Genomic DNA, 17,808 nt, shown 5'->3' with positions numbered 1-17,808 from the left:
GGGTCGGCGACGTCGATCTCCAGTTCCTCGATCGCCGCGATCAGCTCCTCGCCGCCCTTGCCGCTGAGGCTCTCCAGGTCGATGCCCTTGGCCTCGATCTTCATCTTGGCGTCCTTGGGCAGCATGGCGCCGAGCTTGATGCCCGTGCGCACGAGCTTGAGCGGGACGCGGATGTTGACGCTCTCGCCCTCCGCGCTCGCGACCAGCACGCGCAGGTAGCGGGGCAGGGGCCGCGCGCCGGTCTCGCTGTCGAGCCCGCCCCCGGGGGCGGGTAGCAGCGGTGCGGCCTCGCCCGCGGGCTCCGTGGCGCCGCGCAGGCGATGCCGGCGGCCCCAGCCGTGGCCGTGGCCCGGCCCAGCCTGGCCGCGCCCCTGCAGGCGCTCGAGCAGACGGTCGGCCTCTTCGGCGTTGATCTTCCCGGAAGCCAGCAGCTCCAGGACCTTCTTGCGTTCTTCGGACATGGCAGCCTCCTCGGCTTGCGATCGGAGCGCGCGTCGCCGGGCGGTTTCGCCTCGGCCGCGCGGGTCGGAGTCCCTGCGGCGGGGCCTAGTCGTCCTCCACCGGCTCCAGGCGCGCGAGCGCCTGCTTCACGTCGATCTCGCCGCGCTCGAGCTGCTCGAGCACTTGCAGCTCCGGCGTGGGCACCTTGAACTGGCGGTCCAGCTTGGCCGCGAGCGCGTTCAGGCGGTTCTTGACGGTGGGGTAGCTGATCCCGAAGAGCCGCTCCATGCGCCGGATGTTGCCGTGCTGGCGCAGGAAGGCGGTCAGGAAGACCTGCTCCTCCAGGCTGAGGCGGGCCAGGGCGGACACCTCGAAATCCCCGTCCAGGTTCAGGCCGCAAGGCTCGCAGTGGAGCTGGCGGATCCGCATCGCCTGCCCGCAGCCCGGGCAAACAGCCTTGGCGATATCCATGCGTACCTCACTTTCAGACACATTCTAGCTATGTGGAATTGAGATTGTCAATGCTTTGGTTGAACAATCTTAGGCAATCGAGGACCAGGAGGCCCTAGCCAGGATCTCGATTCTGAGATTTGCGAAAAGATGCGGTTTCGGCTACTCTCTCTCAGCCATCGCTCCAGCAGGACGTCCCCGGCTCGACATCATCTTGGCTCAGAGGTGCCTCCGATGCATCCCCGCCGCGCGGACTCTCGTCTGCTACTGCTCCACCGTCTCGGCGGCAACGCCCTGGGACGCCTCCTGCGCCCGCGCGCCTTCCTGCTGCGCTATCCACCGCTCGCTGATTCCGCCGACGGCGGTGACGGCAGCTTCCCGCTCCCGATCTTCCGCCGGCAGATCAACGACCTGCACGCCGCTGGCTACCGCTTCCTGGGTATCGACGAGTTCGTGGACGCGCTCGCAGGCCGCCGTCCGGGCCGCATCGTCTCGCTCTGCTTCGAGGGCGGGCTGCGCAGCACGGTGATGCGCGCCTACCCGGTGATGCGGGCGCTGGGCGCCTGCGGCGTCCTCTTCGTGGCGCCGGGCCTGGTGCCGGCGGAGCCGGCGCCCGAGGGCGCGGGCGAGGCGGCGCTGGCGAGCTGGCGCGAGTTGCGCGCCCTGGACCCGGCGATCCTGCGCGTGGGCAACCACGGCCGCGCGGACACCGACTGCGCGGCGTTGGCAGCCGAGGGGGACATCGAGCGCGCGCTCTGGCGAGTCGGGCTCGACATCGAGCAGCAGCTCGGCTACCCGGTGCGGCACTTCGCCTGTCCCCTCGGCGCCGAGGGTCTCGTCGATCCCGGCAAGCTGGCCGCCTTCGGCTACCGGTCGGTGCTCATGCCCCGGGAGGGTTACGCCGTCCGTGGCAGTGGTGTGCTCGCATTGCCCCGGCTCGACGCAGAGCCGCACCGGTACCGCTTCGCGGCCAAGGTGAGCGGCACGCTGGCCTGGGTCGATCGGGAGTGGGGGCGGGCGCTGGCGCTGCCGCAGGCGGCGCCCATGGCGCCTGCAGCGCCCGAGCGCACCCGGGCCGCCGCGGCGGGAGCAGGCAGCGCCCGCGAGACCCGCGATGAGGCGGCGCGTGAGCCCGAGCAGCGGGATCAGTCGCGCGGCTGAGCGAGGCGCAGGGTCACCGGCAGGTCGCTGTCGAGATCGTCGAGGCGCAGCAAGCGCCGCGCAGCGAGCCCGCCGCTCGCCGACTGCACCCACAGCGAGTCCGGAATCGTGCAGACGCCGTCCTGGCCGTCCCAGCAGTAGGCCCACTCGCCGATGGGCAACTCCGCGTAGGGAATGCGGAAGCCGCCCCCCGCATCGGTGGTGACGAGCGCGCCGATCTCCGTGCCGAAGTCCAGGCTCAGCGTGTTGCGCAGCAGGCCGCTCGTCTGCTGGATGTCGATCGAGAAACCCGGGCCGTCGAGCAGCAGCAGCGTGCCGTAGAGGCCGTTGGGCAGCGGCAGGCCCGCGTCGTCGGTCCAGTCGAACTCGACCTGGTGGTCGCCCGCTGCGAGCTGCGCGCCGTCGAGCAGCACGCGCTGCGTGCGGTAGAGGAAGTCCCAGACGAGGAAGCGCACCTCGCCCGGCTCGGCGAGCGTGACGCGCAGGGTCACCGTTTCGCGGGGCGCGGGCGCCGCGCCGCCGATCTCAGCCGGCGGCCAGCCCGCCTGTCCGTTGTCGATGCCGTAGATCAGCCCCACCGGCGCATTGCCCACGGGCGCGCCGGTCGCGTCGAGCACAGTCCCGACGAGGCCGGGCGGTGGGCCGTCCGCTGGGCCGGCGGGGTCCTCGTCGCAGGCGAGGCCTGCGAGGGAGAAGGCGACGAAGATCGCGAGTACGGTCGGTGACCTAGTCACACCCAATCCCATCCACGAGATTCACCAGGCGTCCACGAAGCTCCGGCTCCAGATGCCCGATCATGAGCAATCGCTCGATTTCCCCTCGGGCACTACAAGGGTAGCACGCCAGGGCCACGAGTGCGGCAGCCGCCTCCGCCTGGATCCAGTAGGGTCGATCGGTGGCCAAGAACTGGACGACCAGTGGGGCGGCTCGACAGGCGGCAGGTCCGATCGCGGCAATGACATCGAGTGCATCGCGATAGGCGCCATTCTCCGGATCCGCAAGGATAGCCTCGAGCTCAGGAAGGAAGTTCGCTGCCGCTACCCCCAGCCGCGGCAGTGCCTGCAGGATCGACTGGCGTTCCGCGGATCCGTAGGCACTGTCCGTAGCGGCTTCATAGTGGGCCAGGAGCACCTCTGCGACGTGACTCGAGTCCACTGCGACTGCTGCGAGCGCATGCAGCGCTACCAGTCGCGAAGGCATGTTCGTAGCCCGGGCAGCCGAAAGCTCCAGCGCGTCGGCAAGCCCAACAGCACGACGATCGAGCAGTAGGCAGACCTTGGCAGCAGCATCTTGAGTCGAAAGGTCTGCGAGCTGCTTTCGGATTAGCTTCGGCAGTCTCGGATCATCGGGTCTCCGCTCACAAAGGACTCGGAGCGCTGCCGAGCGCGTACCCGCGTGGCGATTGTCCAAGGCAGCGACCAACCGTTCATCAGAGTCCGGCTCTTGTACGAGCCAGAGCAGAGCGAACCGACTGGACTCGGCGCTCTCGCCATCGAGGAGGTCAAGGATAGTCTCCCGGTGCCCAGCGCGGTGGTACTGAGGGCAGAGCAGTGCCTCCGAGCAATGACGAGCGAGTACGGCATCGCTGGATGTAGTACCTGCGAGGATGGCCGGGAGAAGTCGATCGGCAGCCAGCCCCGGCCAGCAGAGCGCATACGATGCGGTGTCGCGGATGCGGGGGTCGCAATCGACCAACGCCCTGGCCAAAGTATCGGACAACGTCGCTGACAGTATCGGAGGCAAGTCCTCGAAGGTCGCTGCGGCAGCGAAGACGGCGAATCGGTTCCGTCGCTGGGTACTATCTGCCTCCGAGAGGGCATTCAGCGTCAGCTCGATCCCCCGAGGCCCGACGAGGCCGAGATAGCTGGCTGCTGCCGCGCGTTGAACGGCATCGGTGCTGTCAAGGCCCGCCAGCGCAAGCTCGTAGAAGGTGGGACTCTCCCAGCGGATGGCGCCAGCGATGCGAAGGGTAGTCCAGCGATGTGCGGGATCGTCAAGGATCACCACGAGATCGGAGCCGATCTCCTCGCGCAGCAACTGTCGAACGCCAGTAGCCCACCCTGCAAACCCGTCGGGTTGTGGCAGCGCTCTCCCCAACCAGAGCTGCGTCTCCGTAAGGGGGTGGGCGGTGTAGGGATCGTAGCGCGCTGCGGCCTTGGAGAGATCGCGAAGCAGCTCGAAAGCGTCGAATCGCTCAGTGTTGCTTGTACTGGCGAGTCCGGACCGAATCCGCAGGAGGGGGGAATGGACCTCCGAATCCGAAAGCTCGGGTGTGTAGCTCACACGGACAGGCTCAGAGCGAGGAGCCGCGGTACAGAGCACCAAAGCCATCACACAGGATGCAAATGCTCGCCGGGATCGCCAAGCAGTACTGCGCATCGACCGCACCTCCGCCGCGTCCGAAGTCTACAGAGGAAACGGGGCCGCGGCAAGCGGCCCCCGGGGGCGGATGGCGAGTAGCTCGGGCGCGGCGCGCCTACTTGTCCGGCTCGAGGAAGGGGTAGCGGTAGTCCGTCGGCGGGATGAAGTTCTCCTTCACCGTCCGCGGGCTCACCCAGCGCAGCAGGTTGAGCGCGCTGCCGGCCTTATCGTTGGTGCCACTGGCCCGCGCGCCGCCGAAGGGCTGCTGGCCGACCACCGCGCCCGTCGGCTTGTCGTTGATGTAGAAGTTGCCGGCCGCGTTGACCAATGCCTCGCGCGCCTCGATCACCGCCGCGCGATCCCGCGCGAAGACGGCGCCGGTGAGCGCGTAGGGGCTGGTCGTGTCGACCAGGGCGAGCGTCTTGAGCCAGTCGCGGTTCTCGTAGACGTAGATCGTCAGCACAGGGCCGAAGATCTCCTCCTCCATCAGCTTGAAGTGGGGGTCGTCGGTGACCACCACGGTGGGCTCGATGAACCAGCCCTTGCGGTCGTCGCACTTGCCGCCCGCGATGACTTCAGCGCGCTTGCTCTTCTTCGCGTAATCGATGTAGCCCGCGATGTCCCGGTAGGCGCCGGCGTCGATCACCGCGTTCACGAAGTTGGTGAAGTCGGCCGGGTCGCCCATCTTCATGTCGGCCAGGATGGCCAGCAGCTTCTTCTGCACCTTGGGCCACAGGCTCTTCGGGATGTAGGCCCGGCTCGCCGCCGAACATTTTTGGCCCTGGTACTCGAAGGCGCCGCGCGCGAGGCCCACGGCCACCTCGTCCGCGTCCGCGCTCGGATGCGCGACGACGAAGTCCTTGCCGCCCGTCTCGCCCACGATGCGCGGGTAGCTCTTGTAGCTGGCGATGTTCGCGCCGACGGTCTTCCACATGTCGTGGAAGACGCGCGTCGAGCCCGTGAAGTGGATGCCGGCGAGGGCGGGGTGGGCCATGACGATCGGGCCGACGGCGCTGCCCGGCCCGGGCACGAAGTTGATGACGCCGTCCGGCACGCCCGCCGCCTGGAAGAGCTGCATCAGGAACCAACCGCTGTAGAGGCTGCTCGAGGCGGGCTTCCAGACCACCACGTTGCCCATCAGCGCCGGCGCGCTGGGCAGGTTGCCCGCGATGCTCGTGAAGTTGAAGGGCGTCACCGCGAAGACGAAGCCCTCCAGCGGCCGCTGCTCGAGCTGGTTCCAGGTGCCCTTGGGGCTGACCGGCGGCTGCTCGGCGTAGATGGCCTCCATGTACTTCACGTTGAAGTTGAAGAAGTCGATCAGCTCGCAGGCGGCGTCGATCTCGGCCTGGAAGGCGTTCTTGCTCTGGCCGAGCATGGTGGCGGCGTTCAGGGTGGAGCGCCAGCTCGTCGCCAGCAGGTCCGCGGCGCGCTTGAAGATGGCCGCGCGCTCCTGCCAGGGCAGGCGCGCCCACTGGGCGCGCGCCTTGAGCGCCGCGTCGATGGCCTGCGCCACCTCGGCCTTGCCGGCCAGGTGGCAGCGCGCCAGCACGTGCCCATGGTCATGGGGCATTGCGCAGTCGGCGAGCTTTCCCGTCTTCACGGCCTTGCCGCCGATGACGAGCGGGATCTCGAGCTCCTTGCCGGCGAGCTCCTTCAGCTTGGCCTGCAGCGCCTTGCGCTCGGGACTGCCCGGGCGGTACTCGAGGATCGGTTCGTTGATGGGGGTGGGAAGCCGGAAGATGCCGTGCGCCATGGCGCCTCCTTGCCAGCGGATCGCGGGCGACTCGGGCGGCAGCGGGAGGACGTCGACTCTCCGCGCCGGCCCGACGACCCCGCCGAAACCGCTCCATGAAAGCGAAATCCCCGGCGCCTGGCAAGCCCCGGGGATTCCGCGCCAGGTCAGGCTTTGCGGCTAGTACAGGCTCTTGATCGCGCTGAGGCTGGTTGCCTCGACCGGCGGCAGCTCGGGGATGCCGGTGACGCCGCAGCCCACGGCGAAGGCGCCGACGATCACCCCGCAGTCATTGCCGCTCGCCGCGCAGGGCGAGTTGGCGTCGATCGTGTAGTCGCCGGCGCCAGGGTTGCAGAAGAGCGGATCGGCCGAGAAGTTGTCGAGGTCATTGGGCCCGCCGATTGCGCAGTCGTTCCAGTCGCCTTCCGCGTTGTTCCAGATGTCCGAGCAGGTCAGGTAGATGTTCTCAAAGCCGCAGGCGAAGGCAGCGCCGGCGCCATTGGTGACGATGCAGCGGTCCAAATTGATCCACGAGAGAAACGTCGAGACGATTGCAGCGCCACCGGGCGCGCCGCAGCCGTCCAAGGTGCACTGCCGAAGGGTGAAATCGGAGGACCAGGGGAGCCACAACGTACCGTTCGGACCCGTGCAGTCGGCAAACAGACAGCGCTCCATAAGACCCGATGGCGGGGCGTCATCGCTGTGGATCGCCAGTTGTAGGCCGATGAAGGTGCAGTCCTGTGCGTGGAGCGTGGCAGAGAGGAGGTAGATCGCGGTGCCACCGCCCTCGAACCGGCAGTCCGTGACGTTCAGGTCGCCGTAGTTGCGAGCCCAGATGCCCTTATCGTTCTCGCTGAACCAGCAATTCTGCAGCTCCAGGTGCGTCCGCAGCAGGTCCGCCGCGGGCACCGGCGTATAGATCCCGATCGGATTGCCCGCGAAGGTGAGGTTCTCGAAGCGGAATCGATTCTCGATGAGCGGACGGACCGCTTGGAAGAAGGCACTCGTGCTGCCGGTCAGAACGACCTGGCCGACGCCGCGGAAAGCCAGGTCGCCCTGGGGGAGTGCGTGCGGAGAGGCGACATCATAGGTGCCGGCAGCGATGACGATCTCGTCGCCGGAGCTCGAGGCATCGATCGCCGCCTGGATCGTTGGCTGATCAGCCGGCACGCGGATGATGGCTGCCTGCCCAAGGCTGCAGAACGCGGACAGGAGCGCGAACACTGCGAATACGATGCGCAATTCCCCACCTCCTATCATCAGTAGAGGCTCTTCACCGCGCTGAAGCTAGTTGCCGCGGCGGCCGTCGCCGCGCAGCTCGCCGGGTAGGCGCCGATCAACTCGCCGCATGGATTGTTGGCCGGCGCGCAGGGCGAGGCCGCGCTGAGCGTGTAGTCGCCCGCGGCGGCGTCACAGAAGCGCGGGTCGGCCGAGAAGTTGCCGTTCTGCTCCGGCCCGCCGTAGGCGCAGGCGTGCCAGTTGCCGCCGGCGTTGTTCCACAGGTCGGAGCAGCTCACGATGAAGAGGTTGCCCAGACCGCCGATGCAGCCGAAGGCGAGGCCGGGGCCGTTGACGACGATGCAATGCTCGAGCACGACCGTCCCGCCCCGACGCGAGGAGATCGCCGCGCCGTTGGCCGTGCCGCAGCGATCGAAGGTGCAGTTCGCGAGGACGAAGTACTCGTCCTTGTCCACCGACACGGCGCCGTAGTAGCTGGCGCAGTCCACGAAGAGGCAGCGCTCGACGAGGCGCTCCGTCAGGCCGTCCTCCGTCTGGATCGCGCGCGTGGGCCCGAGGAAGACGCAGTCGGCCGCTTGCATCCAGGCGTGCAGGAGGTAGACGCTGGTGCTGCCGCCTTCGAAGCGGCTGTTCGTCAGCCGGAACTGGCCGGCGTTGCGGGCGCTGATCCCGATGCCGTTCGCGTCGAAGCGGCAACCCTCCACCTCGAGGCGGGTCTCGTGGAAGGGGTGGCTGGGGACCGGCGTGCGGATCGCGACCGGGTTGCTCGCGAAGCGGAGGTTCTCGAAGCGGAAGCGGTCCAGGTTCTGTACCTGGACGACCTCGAAGTAGGCGTCCGTGCTGCCGGTCAGCACGACCTCGCCCTCGCCCCGGGGGCTGATCCCACCCGGCGGCAGGATGTGCGGCGCCGCCACGGCGTAGGTGCCGGCGGCGATGAGGATCTCGTCACCCGGACCGGCCGCGTCGATGGCGGCCTGGATCGTCGGGTAATCGCCGGGGACTGTGCGGACCTCCGCCCGGGCGGGCGCTGCCAGCAGGCACAGCCAAACCAGCGCACGGGAGTGCCGCGGCACGACGCACCTCCGACTCGAAATCCCGGCTCAGTATAGCATGGAGGCCGACCGCGATAGGCGCTAGTTCTCACCCTCCGAGCGCGCGGCGGTGGCGTCCTCCGGTCCCTCGTCCGTGCAGCCGACGTCGAGGGCGCCGATCAGCTCGCCGCAGGGGTTGTTCGCCGGCGCGCAGGGCGAGCGCGGATCGAGGCCGAAGTGGCCGCGGCGCAGGCCGCAGAAGGCGGGGTTGGCCGAGAGGTTGCCGCCGAGCGCGGCCTGGGCGGCCACGGGCCCCGCCCAGTCGCCGCCGCGGTTGCCGTAGACGTTGCAGCAGACCAGCATCGCCGCGCCCGCCCGCTCGCCGCTCAGGGCCGGCCCGCCGGCGAAGCAGAGGATGCTCGTCTCCAGGAAGGCGCTGCCGCGCTCGCCGCGCAGGCGGATGCCGCCGCTCTCGGGCTCGTTCGCGAGGCCGAAGAAGGTCGTCTGCCGCGCGGAGAGGAAGCCGTCGTCGACGCAGGCCCAGCCGCCCTGGACCGCGCTGCCATCGACGAGCAGGCAGGACTCGAGCTGCGCCTGCCCGCGCGGCGCGAGATAGAGCGCGCCGCCGAGGGCCGCATCGTCGCCGATGAAGGCCGAGGCGCGCACCTGCGCTGCGCCACCCACGATGTAGAGCGCCCCGCCGTGCTCGCCCGCGCGATTGCTTTCGAAGTTGCAGGCGGAAAGGACGAGGTTGCCGCCCTCGGCGTAGATGGCGCCGCCGTCGCACTGGCCGACGTTCTCGCTCAGCTTGCAGTGGTGCAGCTCCACCTCGGCCCCGCGGCTGAAGAGGGCGCCGCCTGCCCAGGCCAGACCGCCGCGCAGCTCCAGGTTCACGAGCTTGCTGCCGCTCGCCTCGGGCTCCACGAGCAGGAGACGCGCGGTCAGCCCGCCGTGCAGGACGGCGCCCTCCTCGCCGATCAGGGTGAGCGGTCGCTCGAGCACGAAGAGGGTCGGGCCGAGGTCGGTGGGCAGGGGCGAGCTGCCGTAGAGGCCGGGCGCGAGGCGCAGCGTGTCGCCGTCCAGGCTGAGCGCGAGCGCCAGCTCGAGCGCTCCGGGCTCCGCGCTCACGCGCAGCGTGCGGGCGGCGGCGGGCAAGGCGGCGAGGAGCGCGAGGAATAGGGGCGCGACGGCGCGCGAGGCGCGGAACCACTGGCTGCGCAGCATGGTTGTCCTTCAAGGTTCCGACACGACCGCGACAAGCATAGCATGGCGCGCGGGGTGGCGGGAAGGCGCTGCGGGCGGGGAGCCGACGCTGGCAAGATCCCGGTGCGCACCCTCCGGAGTCTGCTATAATGAGCGTGGCTCCTCGACCGGAGGTCGCCATGTTGCGCCTGTACCTCGCGCTTGCCACTTGCTTCGCTCTGTTTCCCGCGCTTGCCTTCGCCCAGCCACCGGCCCCCGTGCGGATGTGCGCCGAATGGGAACCCGTCGAGGGTGTGATGATCCGCTGGCCGCTGGGCATCTCCACCGCCCTGGTGCGCGAGCTGGCCGAGGACGACACGCTCTACGTGATCATCCTCTCGAGCCAGATCGCGAGCGCGACGAGTACCTTCACGGCTGCGGGTGTGAACCTGGCCCATGTGCAGTGGGTGGTGGCGGACAGCTGGTCGCACTGGAGCCGCGACTGGGGACCGCAGTGCCTCTTCGACGGCGCGGGCAACTGGGGCATCCTCGACCCCTGGTTCGACGGCTACCCGTGGATTCCGCGCGAGGCGACCGGCTACGAGCAGGACGACGACACGCCGGCCCAGTTCGCCGCCTACCTGGGCGGCGAGCCGCTCTGGCAGCCGCCCTTCTACCTGACGGGCGGGAACATCATGTATGACGGCCACGGCCGCGCCTTCTGCTCCGAGGCGCAGGTCTCGGAGAACGACCACCTCAGCGAGGCCGCCTTCCGCGCAGCCGTGGCGAGCTGGTGCGGCGTGAGCGAGCTGGTCGTCCTGCCCAACACCGAGAGCTACGGCATCCAGCACATCGACTGCGTGGCGAAGTTCCTCGACGAGGAAACGGTGATCGTCAAGCAGCTCTACCCGGGCCACCAGAACGCGCCCTACGTGGAGCAGAACGCGCAGATCCTGGCCGGGCTGACGAGCTGCTACGGCAATCCGCTGCGCGTCGTGCGCGTGCACTGCGGGCCCTTTCCGAACGTGGGCATGGCCGCCTACACGAACGCGCTGATCCTCGGCAAGAAGGTGCTGGTGCCGATCCTGAACTGCGAGGGCGACGCGCCGGCACTCCAGGCCTATCGAGACGCCATGCCGGGCTACGAGGTGCTCGGCTTCACCGGCTCCTGGTACAACTACGACGCCCTGCACTGCCGGACGATGGGCATCTTCGACCGCGGCATGCTGCGCGTGGACCTGGCGCCGCCACCGGCCGAGATCCCCGCGGCCGACTGGCCGGTGACGGCCTTCGTCGACGACCGCAGCGACGCGGGCCTGGACCTGGCCGGCTGCGCACTGCACTGGCGCCTCGCGGGGGCGACCGATTTCGCCAGCGTGCCGCTCCTGCCCCTCGCCGGCGACAGCCTGCGCGCCTGGCTGCCGGCGCAGGCGCCCAGCGCCGAGATCGAGTACTACCTCGAAGCGGCCGATCTCAGTGGCCGCGTCGAGCGCCGGCCGATCGCGGCGCCGGCGGCGCTTTACCGCACGGCCGTGGCGCCGGATCTGACTGCCGTCGAGACGCTGCCCGCCGCGCCCATTCTCGCCGCCTGGCCGCGGCCCTTCCGCGAGCGCCTCGAACTCGCGGCGGCAAGCCGCGGCGCCGCGGTGGAGGTCGCGATCTACGACTCGACGGGCCGCTGCGTGCGGCGCCTCGCGCTGGCGAACGGGCGCGGCAGCTGGGACGGCCGCGACACCGGGGGTCGCGAGCTGCCGGCGGGCGTCTACCTGCTGCGCGCTGCCAGCGGTGGGGGTGCGCCGCTCAAGGCGCTGAAGCTGCGCTAGGGCATGCCCCCTGTGAGAGCGCGCCGCCTCCCCGAGGAGTGCGGCGCGTCTTCGCTTCCCTCTCCGAGCAGTCGGCGCGCTACTTCAGAAGCACGAGCCGGCGGCTCTCGCGGCCGCCCGCGTGGATGAGTTGCGCCAAGTAGACACCGCTGCCCAGCCGCCGGCCGGCGTCATCGCGGCCGTCCCAGTGCAAAGCGTGACTGCCGGCGCCGAGGGTGCCGGCGTGGAGCGTGCGCACTTGGCGCCCTTGCGCATCGAGGACGCGCAGCGCCACCTCGCTCGCCTCGGCGAGTTGCACGGGGAGCGCCACGCTCGGATTGAAGGGATTGGGGAAGGGCTGGCCGAGTCTCGGCGCCGCGGGCAAGCTCTCCACCGGCGTCTGGGCGAGGTCGATGAGCGGAACGGCAGCGGCCTGATGCACCTCACGCAGCACAGCGGCCGTGCCCACCTCCTGCACGAAGACGACGATCTCGCAGAAATCGGGTCGGTACTCGTGCGGTGGCGCTCCGGTCGGCAGCGTGAAATCCACCGAGACCTGGGCGCTCTGCGGGAACTCGCCGCTGAAACTGACCGGCGTGCCGGTGATCCCGGGGAAGGCATCGCGCAGCGTGTGCTGATGCCAGTCGATGCCGTTCGTTCCGTCGAAGTAGACCTCGCTCTCCGTGAGCATGATGTGCAGCACGTACTGCGCGGTCATCGCGCTCGTCGTGGTGGCGGTGGCGGTTACCTGGACGGCGCGGGTGTCGGGATCCCAACTGCCGCTGATGTCGAGGCTCGGGTCCGTCGGCACGGCCAGGCGATTGTTGTAGGCGGTGAGCAGCGAGTTGTAGCTTGTCGATGCGTTCAGGCCGTCGACCCTCACGCGCGGCACACTCGTGATGCTGTAGTAGTTCAGGCGGCCCTGGTTGGCCGTCACGTTGTGCGCGTAGAAGGGATCGAGCGGGTAGGGGAAGTTCGCGTGCCAGATGATGGCGACGGTGTCGTCGGGGTGGTCGGCCAGGAACTGCAAGAAGATCGGCTCCGCCGATGCACAGGCGCTTCAGCCGGTATTGGAGAACTTCTCGAACAGCATCGTGCGCGGCACCGCGACAGCGCTACTTGCTATCGTGATGAGGGCGATGCCGGCGACGAGTGGCCGAAAGGTCTTGAACATGGCTGCCTCCGAATCAGGGTGAGAAGTAGGGGCTCATCATCATGACAGCTTTCGGCGCATAAGACCCGCGATAATTCCACTAGATAATCGGGTATTCAGAGCGACCTGCCGGATTCCTGCCATTGACCGCCGCCCGCCGCCGTGCAAGAGCAGGCCATCGTCCAGCGGCGCACTTCCGCGCTGCCGCCTGCATCGACTGGTGCGTGGCCGAGCAGGGGGGCGGACTCTACGTCGAGAGCTCCCTGAGCGTGACGAGTCGCGTCATCAGCCGCTGTCAGGCGACGGGTGGGGCGCAGCAGGGATTCGGCGGCGGGGTGATGCGGGACCATCCTGGCCGACCCGCTCTTCTGCGACCCAACGGCAGGTGACTGCTCGCTCTGCGCGGACAGCCCCTGCCTGCCGCTCGGGATCGGCGCCTTCGGTCAGGGCTGCGCGGCCTGCGCGTCCGCCGCGGCGGAGACGAGCTGGAGTCAGGTCAAGGCGCTCTACTGATCAGTACAGCGCCTTGATCGCGCCCCAGCCGTTCGGCATCGGATCCTCCCACCAGGTGGACATGCGTCCGGCCAGCGTCAGCTCATAGCCGAGTGCGACGAGATCTCCGGGCGTCTCCTCTCGCTCGCCAAAGAACCACCGCAACTCATCGAGCCAGGACAGCGCCGTGCCGCCCACCGCCTCGAACTGGCAGTAGAGGCCGCCGGCATGCTGCGAGCTGTACACCCGGTAGCAGACCTGCACCGCGGCGACGAACCAGAGTTCGCCATCGCGGAAGCAGGCCGGCGGTTCAGCGGCCGTCTGCGGGGCCAACCAATCGGCATTGAACTGCGAGTCGCTGTAGATCGCGAGCTGACCGCCGGAGTAGACGACGATGCGGTTGAAACCTTCGCCGTGCTCGCCGCTGGAAATCAGGCCAGTGATGGCGAAGGTGTACTCGCACTGCGCCGGCGAGTAGGGCAGCCCGGGGTTGGCCTCGACATCGGTGACCCTGCCGACGACCCAGAGCGTATCGCCCAGGTTCGACACGGCGAGCCCGCCGGTCTCCCGGCCGTGGCCTTCCAGGGTCAGAGCGGGGACGGCGTGGGCGACGCGGCTGCCGCTCATCAGAGCTGCGAGTCCGATCAGACTCAGGGTGCGCCAACTGCCCATCGCCACGGCCTCCCGTGTGGCTCGCATCGAGGATAGCCCTTCGCGGTGGGCGCGACAAGGCGTCAATCCGCGCCATTGACCGCCGCCGGCCGCCGTGCCAGAGTAGGCCATCGTCCCGCGGCGCGCTTCCGCGCTGCCGCCTCATTCCATCCGCACTGGAGGTGCCGTGAACGGTACCCGTCTGGAGAGCCAGCTCGCGCTCTTCATCGACTTCGACAACGTGGCCATCGGCCGCGCCGGCCGCGGCCGCGGCGGCCGCTTCGACATCAAGGCCGTCCTCGACCGCCTGCTCGAAAAGGGCAAGGTGGTCGTCAAGCGCGCCTACGCCGATTGGTCGCGCTACCCCAAGGAGAAGGACGAGCTGCACAGCGCCGGCATCGAGCTGATCGAGATCCCCAAGCCGCGCATCTCGGGCAAGAACAGCGCCGACATCCGGCTCGTCGTCGACGCCATGGAGCTCTGCTACGCGAAGGAGCACATCGACACCTTCGTCATCGTCTCGGGCGACAGCGACATCACCCCCCTCGTCAACAAGCTGCGCGAGAACCGGCGCGTGATCGTCGGCATGGCGCTCAAGGAAGCGGCCAGCGACCTCCTGGTGGACGCCTGCGACGAGTTCATCTTCATCGAGGACCTCGGCAAGGCCGCCGAGCCCAAGGCCACGCTCGTGCAGCTCGAGAAGCTGCCCAAGCCCAAGCAGAAGGCCTTCCAGCTCCTGCTCTCCACGGTGACCGCGCTGCTGCGCGAGGGCCGCGGCACGCTCTACTCGTCCCTGGTCAAGGACACGATGAAGCGCAAGCAGCCCAGCTTCAACGAGCAGAGCGCCGGCTTCTCCACCTTCGGCGATCTGCTCGAGGACGCGGCGGCCCAGGGCCTCATCGAGGTGACGCGCGACAAGAGCGCCGGCAACACCTTCGTGGTCTCCGGTCTCGGCCGCGGCGCCAAGGGCAGCTAGCCGATGCGCGAGGCCTTCCGGCGGCGGCTGGCCGAGGGAGTGCTGCTCTTCGACGGCGGCATGGGCACCTGTCTCTACGCCCGCGGCGTGCACCTGGGCCGCTGCTTCGACGCCCTCAATCTCGAAGACCCGGACATGGTGCGCAGCGTGCACGCCGACTACCTGCGCGCCGGCGCCCAGGTGCTGACGACCAACACCTTCGGCGCGAACGCCGTCAAGCTGGGCAAGCACCACATCGCCGAGCAGCGCGAAGCGATCAACCGCCGCGGCGCCGAGCTGGCGCTGGAGGTCGCGGCCGGCCACCCGGGCACGCTGGTGGCCGGCGCAATCGGGCCCCTCGGCCTGCGCATCGAGCCCTGGGGACCCACGAGCCGCGAGGAGGCGCGCGAGCACTTCCGCGCCCAGGCGGCGGCATTGGCGGCCGGCGGCGTGGAGCTCTTCGTGCTCGAGACCTTCGCCAATCCAGGCGAGCTGGTCGAGGCCGTGCACGGCGCGCGCGCGGCGGCGCCGCAGCTCCCCCTGATCGCCCAGCTCACGCTGAACGAAGAGGGGCTCACGCTCTACGGCTCGGCGCTCGCGGACGCGCTGCCCGCCATCGCGGCCGCGGGTCCGGACGCCATCGGCCTCAATTGCAGCGTGGGCCCCGAGATCATGCTCGGCGCGCTCGAGGAGCTGCGCGGACTCACTCGTCTGCCGCTCTCGGTGCAGCCGAATGCGGGCTATCCCAAGCGCGTCGAGGAGCGCTACTTCTATCTCTCGAGCCCGGAGTACTTCGCGCGCTACGGCCGGCTCTTCATCGAGGCCGGTGCGCGCATCATCGGCGGCTGCTGCGGCACGACCCCCGAGCACATCGCTGCGCTCGCGCGGAGCCTGCGCGCCGTGGCGCCCAGCCGCCCGACGCACGCCGTGCGCTTCGAGGCGGCCGCGCCCGAGCGCGCCGTCGAGCCCGTGCCGCTGGCGGCCAAGAGCCGCCTCGCCGCCAGGCTCGCTGCGGGCGAGAAGATCTGCAGCGTCGAGCTGCTGCCGCCCCGCGGCTGGGAGCTGGCGAAGATCCTCGCGCTCACGCGCGAGATGGCCGAGGCCGGCTTCGACGCCGTGAACATCCCCGACGGCCCGCGCGCCACCGCGCGCCTGAGTCCCCTGGCGATGGCGGTCACCGTCGCCCGCGAGTTGACGGGTATCGAGCCCGTGCTGCACTACGTCTGCCGCGACCGCAACCTGCTCGGCATGCAGGCCGACCTGCTCGGCGCCTACGCGCTCGGCCTGCGCAACCTGCTGCTCATCACGGGCGACCCACCGGTGGCCGGCGACTACCCGCAGGCGACGCCGGTCTTCGACGTCGACTCGATCGGGCTCACCAACCTCGTGCACCGTCTCAACCACGGCCACGACGTCGGCGGCCGGGCGATCGGCGCGCCGACGGGCTTCCTGATCGGCGTCGGCGCCAACCCGACGGCGATCAACCTCGAGCGCGAGATCGAGCGCTTCCGCTGGAAGGTGGACGCGGGCGCCGAGTACGCGGTGACGCAGCCGGTCTTCGACGTCGAGCCGCTCGAGCGCTTCCTCGCCGCGGTGGCCGACGTGCGCATCCCGGTGCTCGCCGGCATCTGGCCCCTGCAGTCGGCGCGCAACGCCGAGTTCCTCGCCAACGAGGTGCCGGGGGTGAGCATCCCCGAGCCGATCCTCGCCCGCATGCGCCGCGTGGCGGGCGACCCCGAGGCCGAGCGCGCCGAGGGCCTCGCCATCGCGCTCGAGATGAGCCGCGCCGTGCTCGGCGAGGTGCAGGGCCTGCAGATCAGCGCGCCCTTCAATCGCGGCGAGATCGCGCGGCGCCTGCTCGAGGCGCTACGGGGCGACCTCGCGCCTGCCCGGCCGGGAGGCGCCTGATGCGCCCCGACGCCGGCCCGCGCCTGCGCGCCCTGCTCGCCGAGCGCATCCTCATCATCGACGGGGCGATGGGCAGCTACCTCCAGACCCTCGGCCTCAGCGAGGCCGAGTTCCGCGGCGAGCGCTACGCGGCGCATGGGCGCGACCTGCGGGGCAACTACGACGTCCTCAATCTGACGCAGCCGGCGATCATCCAGAAGCTGCACGAGGCCTATCTGGACTGCGGCGCGGACATCCTGACCACGAACACCTTCAGCGCGACGGCGATCAGCCAGGCCGACTACGGGCTCGAGGCCGACTGCGCGGCGATGAACCGCGCGGCAGCGGCCATCGCGCGCGCGGTCTGCGACGCCGGCGAGGCGAAGGACCCCGCGCGCCCGCGCTTCGTGGCGGGCTCGCTCGGCCCGACGAACAAGACCCTGTCGCTGTCGCCGCGCGTGGAGGACCCGGGCTACCGCGCGGTGAGCTTCGACCAGGTGAAGGCCGCCTACGCCGACGCCGCGCGCGGTCTCGTCGCCGGGGGCGCGGACATCCTGCTCCTCGAAACGATCTTCGACACCCTCAACGCCAAGGCGGCGCTGCTCGGGATCGAGGACGTCTTCGCCGAGCTCGGCGCGCGCCTGCCGGTGATGATCTCGGTCACCGTCACCGACCGCTCGCTGCGCACCCTCTCCGGGCAGACCCTGGCCGCGTTCTGGGCCGCGGTGGAGCACGCGGCGCCGCTCTCGGTCGGCCTCAACTGCAGCTTCGGCGCGCGGGAGATCCGACCGGCCCTCGCGGAGCTGGCGGCCTTCGCGCCGGTGCCGGTGAGCGTCTACCCGAATGCCGGCCTGCCCAACGCCTTCGGCGAGTACGAGGAGACGCCCGACGTCACCGCATTGCTCATCAGGGAGTTCGCCGAGAGCGGGCTGGTGAACCTGGTCGGTGGCTGCTGCGGGACGGTGCCCGCGCACACGCTCGCCATCGAGCAGGCCGTGCGGGGCCTCGCGCCGCGGGCGATTCCGGCGCCGCCCGCCGCGCCGCGACCCACGCGCTTCAGCGGCCTCGAGCTGGCCGCGATCCGCGCGGACAGCAACCTCTTCCTGGTAGGCGAGCGCACGAACGTCTCCGGCTCGCGGCGCTTTGCAAGGCTGATCCGCGAGGGGGACTACGCGGCGGCGCTCGAGGTCGCGCGCGATCAGGTGCGCGGCGGCGCCAACATGCTGGACGTCAATCTCGACGACTCCCTGATCGACGGCCCCGCTGCGGGG

15 protein-coding genes are annotated in these 17,808 nt (G+C 69.8%); 5 read left to right on the top strand and 10 right to left on the bottom strand.

Going from position 1 to position 17,808, the window contains the following annotated elements; genetic code table 11:
- Both FJ251_06055 and FJ251_06050 read right to left on the bottom strand, forming a co-directional pair.
- Positions 1–461 (bottom strand): hypothetical protein (locus FJ251_06055; protein ID MBM4117295.1); only part of this gene is annotated, 461 nt, incomplete at its 3' end.
- An 85-nt stretch (positions 462–546) separates the two neighbouring features.
- Complete coding sequence (locus tag FJ251_06050; GenBank protein MBM4117294.1) at positions 547–912, bottom strand: DUF2089 domain-containing protein; 366 nt, start codon at positions 910–912, stop codon at positions 547–549.
- A gap of 129 nt (positions 913–1,041) precedes the next feature.
- On the opposite strand from FJ251_06050, the gene FJ251_06045 reads away from it, so the two are divergent.
- Entirely contained in the window at positions 1,042–2,052 is a 1,011-nt protein-coding gene (locus FJ251_06045) for a polysaccharide deacetylase family protein (GenBank protein MBM4117293.1), read from the top strand.
- Here the strand turns inward: FJ251_06045 and FJ251_06040 are convergent.
- From FJ251_06040 to FJ251_06015, 6 genes are all read right to left on the bottom strand, one after another.
- Complete coding sequence (locus tag FJ251_06040; protein ID MBM4117292.1) at positions 2,037–2,786, bottom strand: hypothetical protein; 750 nt, start codon at positions 2,784–2,786, stop codon at positions 2,037–2,039. The two genes, FJ251_06045 and FJ251_06040, sit on opposite strands and share 16 nt — an antisense overlap.
- On the bottom strand, positions 2,779–4,089 hold the full coding sequence (locus FJ251_06035; protein ID MBM4117291.1) for a hypothetical protein: 1,311 nt from the start codon (positions 4,087–4,089) through the stop codon (positions 2,779–2,781). Before FJ251_06035 ends, FJ251_06040 begins: the two co-directional genes overlap by 8 nt.
- A 439-nt stretch (positions 4,090–4,528) precedes the next feature.
- Positions 4,529–6,166, bottom strand: coding sequence for an L-glutamate gamma-semialdehyde dehydrogenase (gene pruA, locus FJ251_06030; protein ID MBM4117290.1), 1,638 nt, complete (start codon positions 6,164–6,166; stop codon positions 4,529–4,531).
- A gap of 159 nt (positions 6,167–6,325) precedes the next feature.
- Positions 6,326–7,387, bottom strand: a complete 1,062-nt coding sequence (locus FJ251_06025) for a hypothetical protein (GenBank protein ID MBM4117289.1) — start codon at positions 7,385–7,387, stop codon at positions 6,326–6,328.
- 17 nt (positions 7,388–7,404) lie between these two features.
- Positions 7,405–8,457 (bottom strand): hypothetical protein, encoded by a 1,053-nt coding sequence (locus FJ251_06020; protein MBM4117288.1) that lies wholly within the window; start codon positions 8,455–8,457, stop codon positions 7,405–7,407.
- Positions 8,458–8,517: 60 nt separating this feature from the next.
- On the bottom strand, positions 8,518–9,639 hold the full coding sequence (locus FJ251_06015) for a hypothetical protein (protein MBM4117287.1): 1,122 nt from the start codon (positions 9,637–9,639) through the stop codon (positions 8,518–8,520).
- A gap of 128 nt (positions 9,640–9,767) precedes the next feature.
- Here FJ251_06015 and FJ251_06010 point away from each other — a divergent pair, with 128 nt between their 5' ends.
- Positions 9,768–11,420 (top strand): hypothetical protein, encoded by a 1,653-nt coding sequence (locus FJ251_06010; GenBank protein ID MBM4117286.1) that lies wholly within the window; start codon positions 9,768–9,770, stop codon positions 11,418–11,420.
- A 79-nt stretch (positions 11,421–11,499) separates the two neighbouring features.
- Here the strand turns inward: FJ251_06010 and FJ251_06005 are convergent, their stop codons facing one another.
- A complete protein-coding gene (locus FJ251_06005) occupies positions 11,500–12,429 on the bottom strand; it encodes an Omp28-related outer membrane protein (GenBank protein MBM4117285.1) in 930 nt (309 codons plus the stop codon).
- A 636-nt stretch (positions 12,430–13,065) separates the two neighbouring features.
- Positions 13,066–13,722, bottom strand: a complete 657-nt coding sequence (locus FJ251_06000; protein MBM4117284.1) for a hypothetical protein — start codon at positions 13,720–13,722, stop codon at positions 13,066–13,068.
- Between the two features lie 175 nt (positions 13,723–13,897).
- Between FJ251_06000 and FJ251_05995 the strand changes: the two genes are divergently transcribed.
- From FJ251_05995 to FJ251_05985, 3 genes are all read left to right on the top strand, one after another.
- Complete coding sequence (locus tag FJ251_05995; GenBank protein MBM4117283.1) at positions 13,898–14,671, top strand: NYN domain-containing protein; 774 nt, start codon at positions 13,898–13,900, stop codon at positions 14,669–14,671.
- 3 nt (positions 14,672–14,674) lie between these two features.
- Entirely contained in the window at positions 14,675–16,558 is a 1,884-nt protein-coding gene (locus tag FJ251_05990; protein ID MBM4117282.1) for a bifunctional homocysteine S-methyltransferase/methylenetetrahydrofolate reductase, read from the top strand.
- On the top strand, positions 16,558–17,808 hold a 1,251-nt coding region (locus tag FJ251_05985; protein ID MBM4117281.1), incomplete at its 3' end, for a methionine synthase. The genes FJ251_05990 and FJ251_05985, both read left to right, overlap by 1 nt.

The organism is bacterium (genome assembly GCA_016873475.1).
Classification (GTDB): domain Bacteria; phylum Krumholzibacteriota; class Krumholzibacteriia; order JACNKJ01; family JACNKJ01; genus VGXI01.
This window is presented reverse-complemented; position numbering and strand designations above follow the sequence as displayed.

What these genes read in the sequence shown, in the direction of transcription:
- FJ251_06050 (MBM4117294.1), bottom strand. Translation starts at nt 912, where the DNA reads ATGGATATCGCCAAGGCTGTTTGCCCGGGCTGCGGGCAGGCGATGCGG.
- FJ251_06045 (MBM4117293.1), top strand. Translation starts at nt 1,042, where the DNA reads ATGCGGTTTCGGCTACTCTCTCTCAGCCATCGCTCCAGCAGGACGTCC.
- pruA (MBM4117290.1), bottom strand. Translation starts at nt 6,166, where the DNA reads ATGGCGCACGGCATCTTCCGGCTTCCCACCCCCATCAACGAACCGATC.
- FJ251_06015 (MBM4117287.1), bottom strand. Translation starts at nt 9,639, where the DNA reads ATGCTGCGCAGCCAGTGGTTCCGCGCCTCGCGCGCCGTCGCGCCCCTA.
- FJ251_06010 (MBM4117286.1), top strand. Translation starts at nt 9,768, where the DNA reads ATGAGCGTGGCTCCTCGACCGGAGGTCGCCATGTTGCGCCTGTACCTC.
- FJ251_05990 (MBM4117282.1), top strand. Translation starts at nt 14,675, where the DNA reads ATGCGCGAGGCCTTCCGGCGGCGGCTGGCCGAGGGAGTGCTGCTCTTC.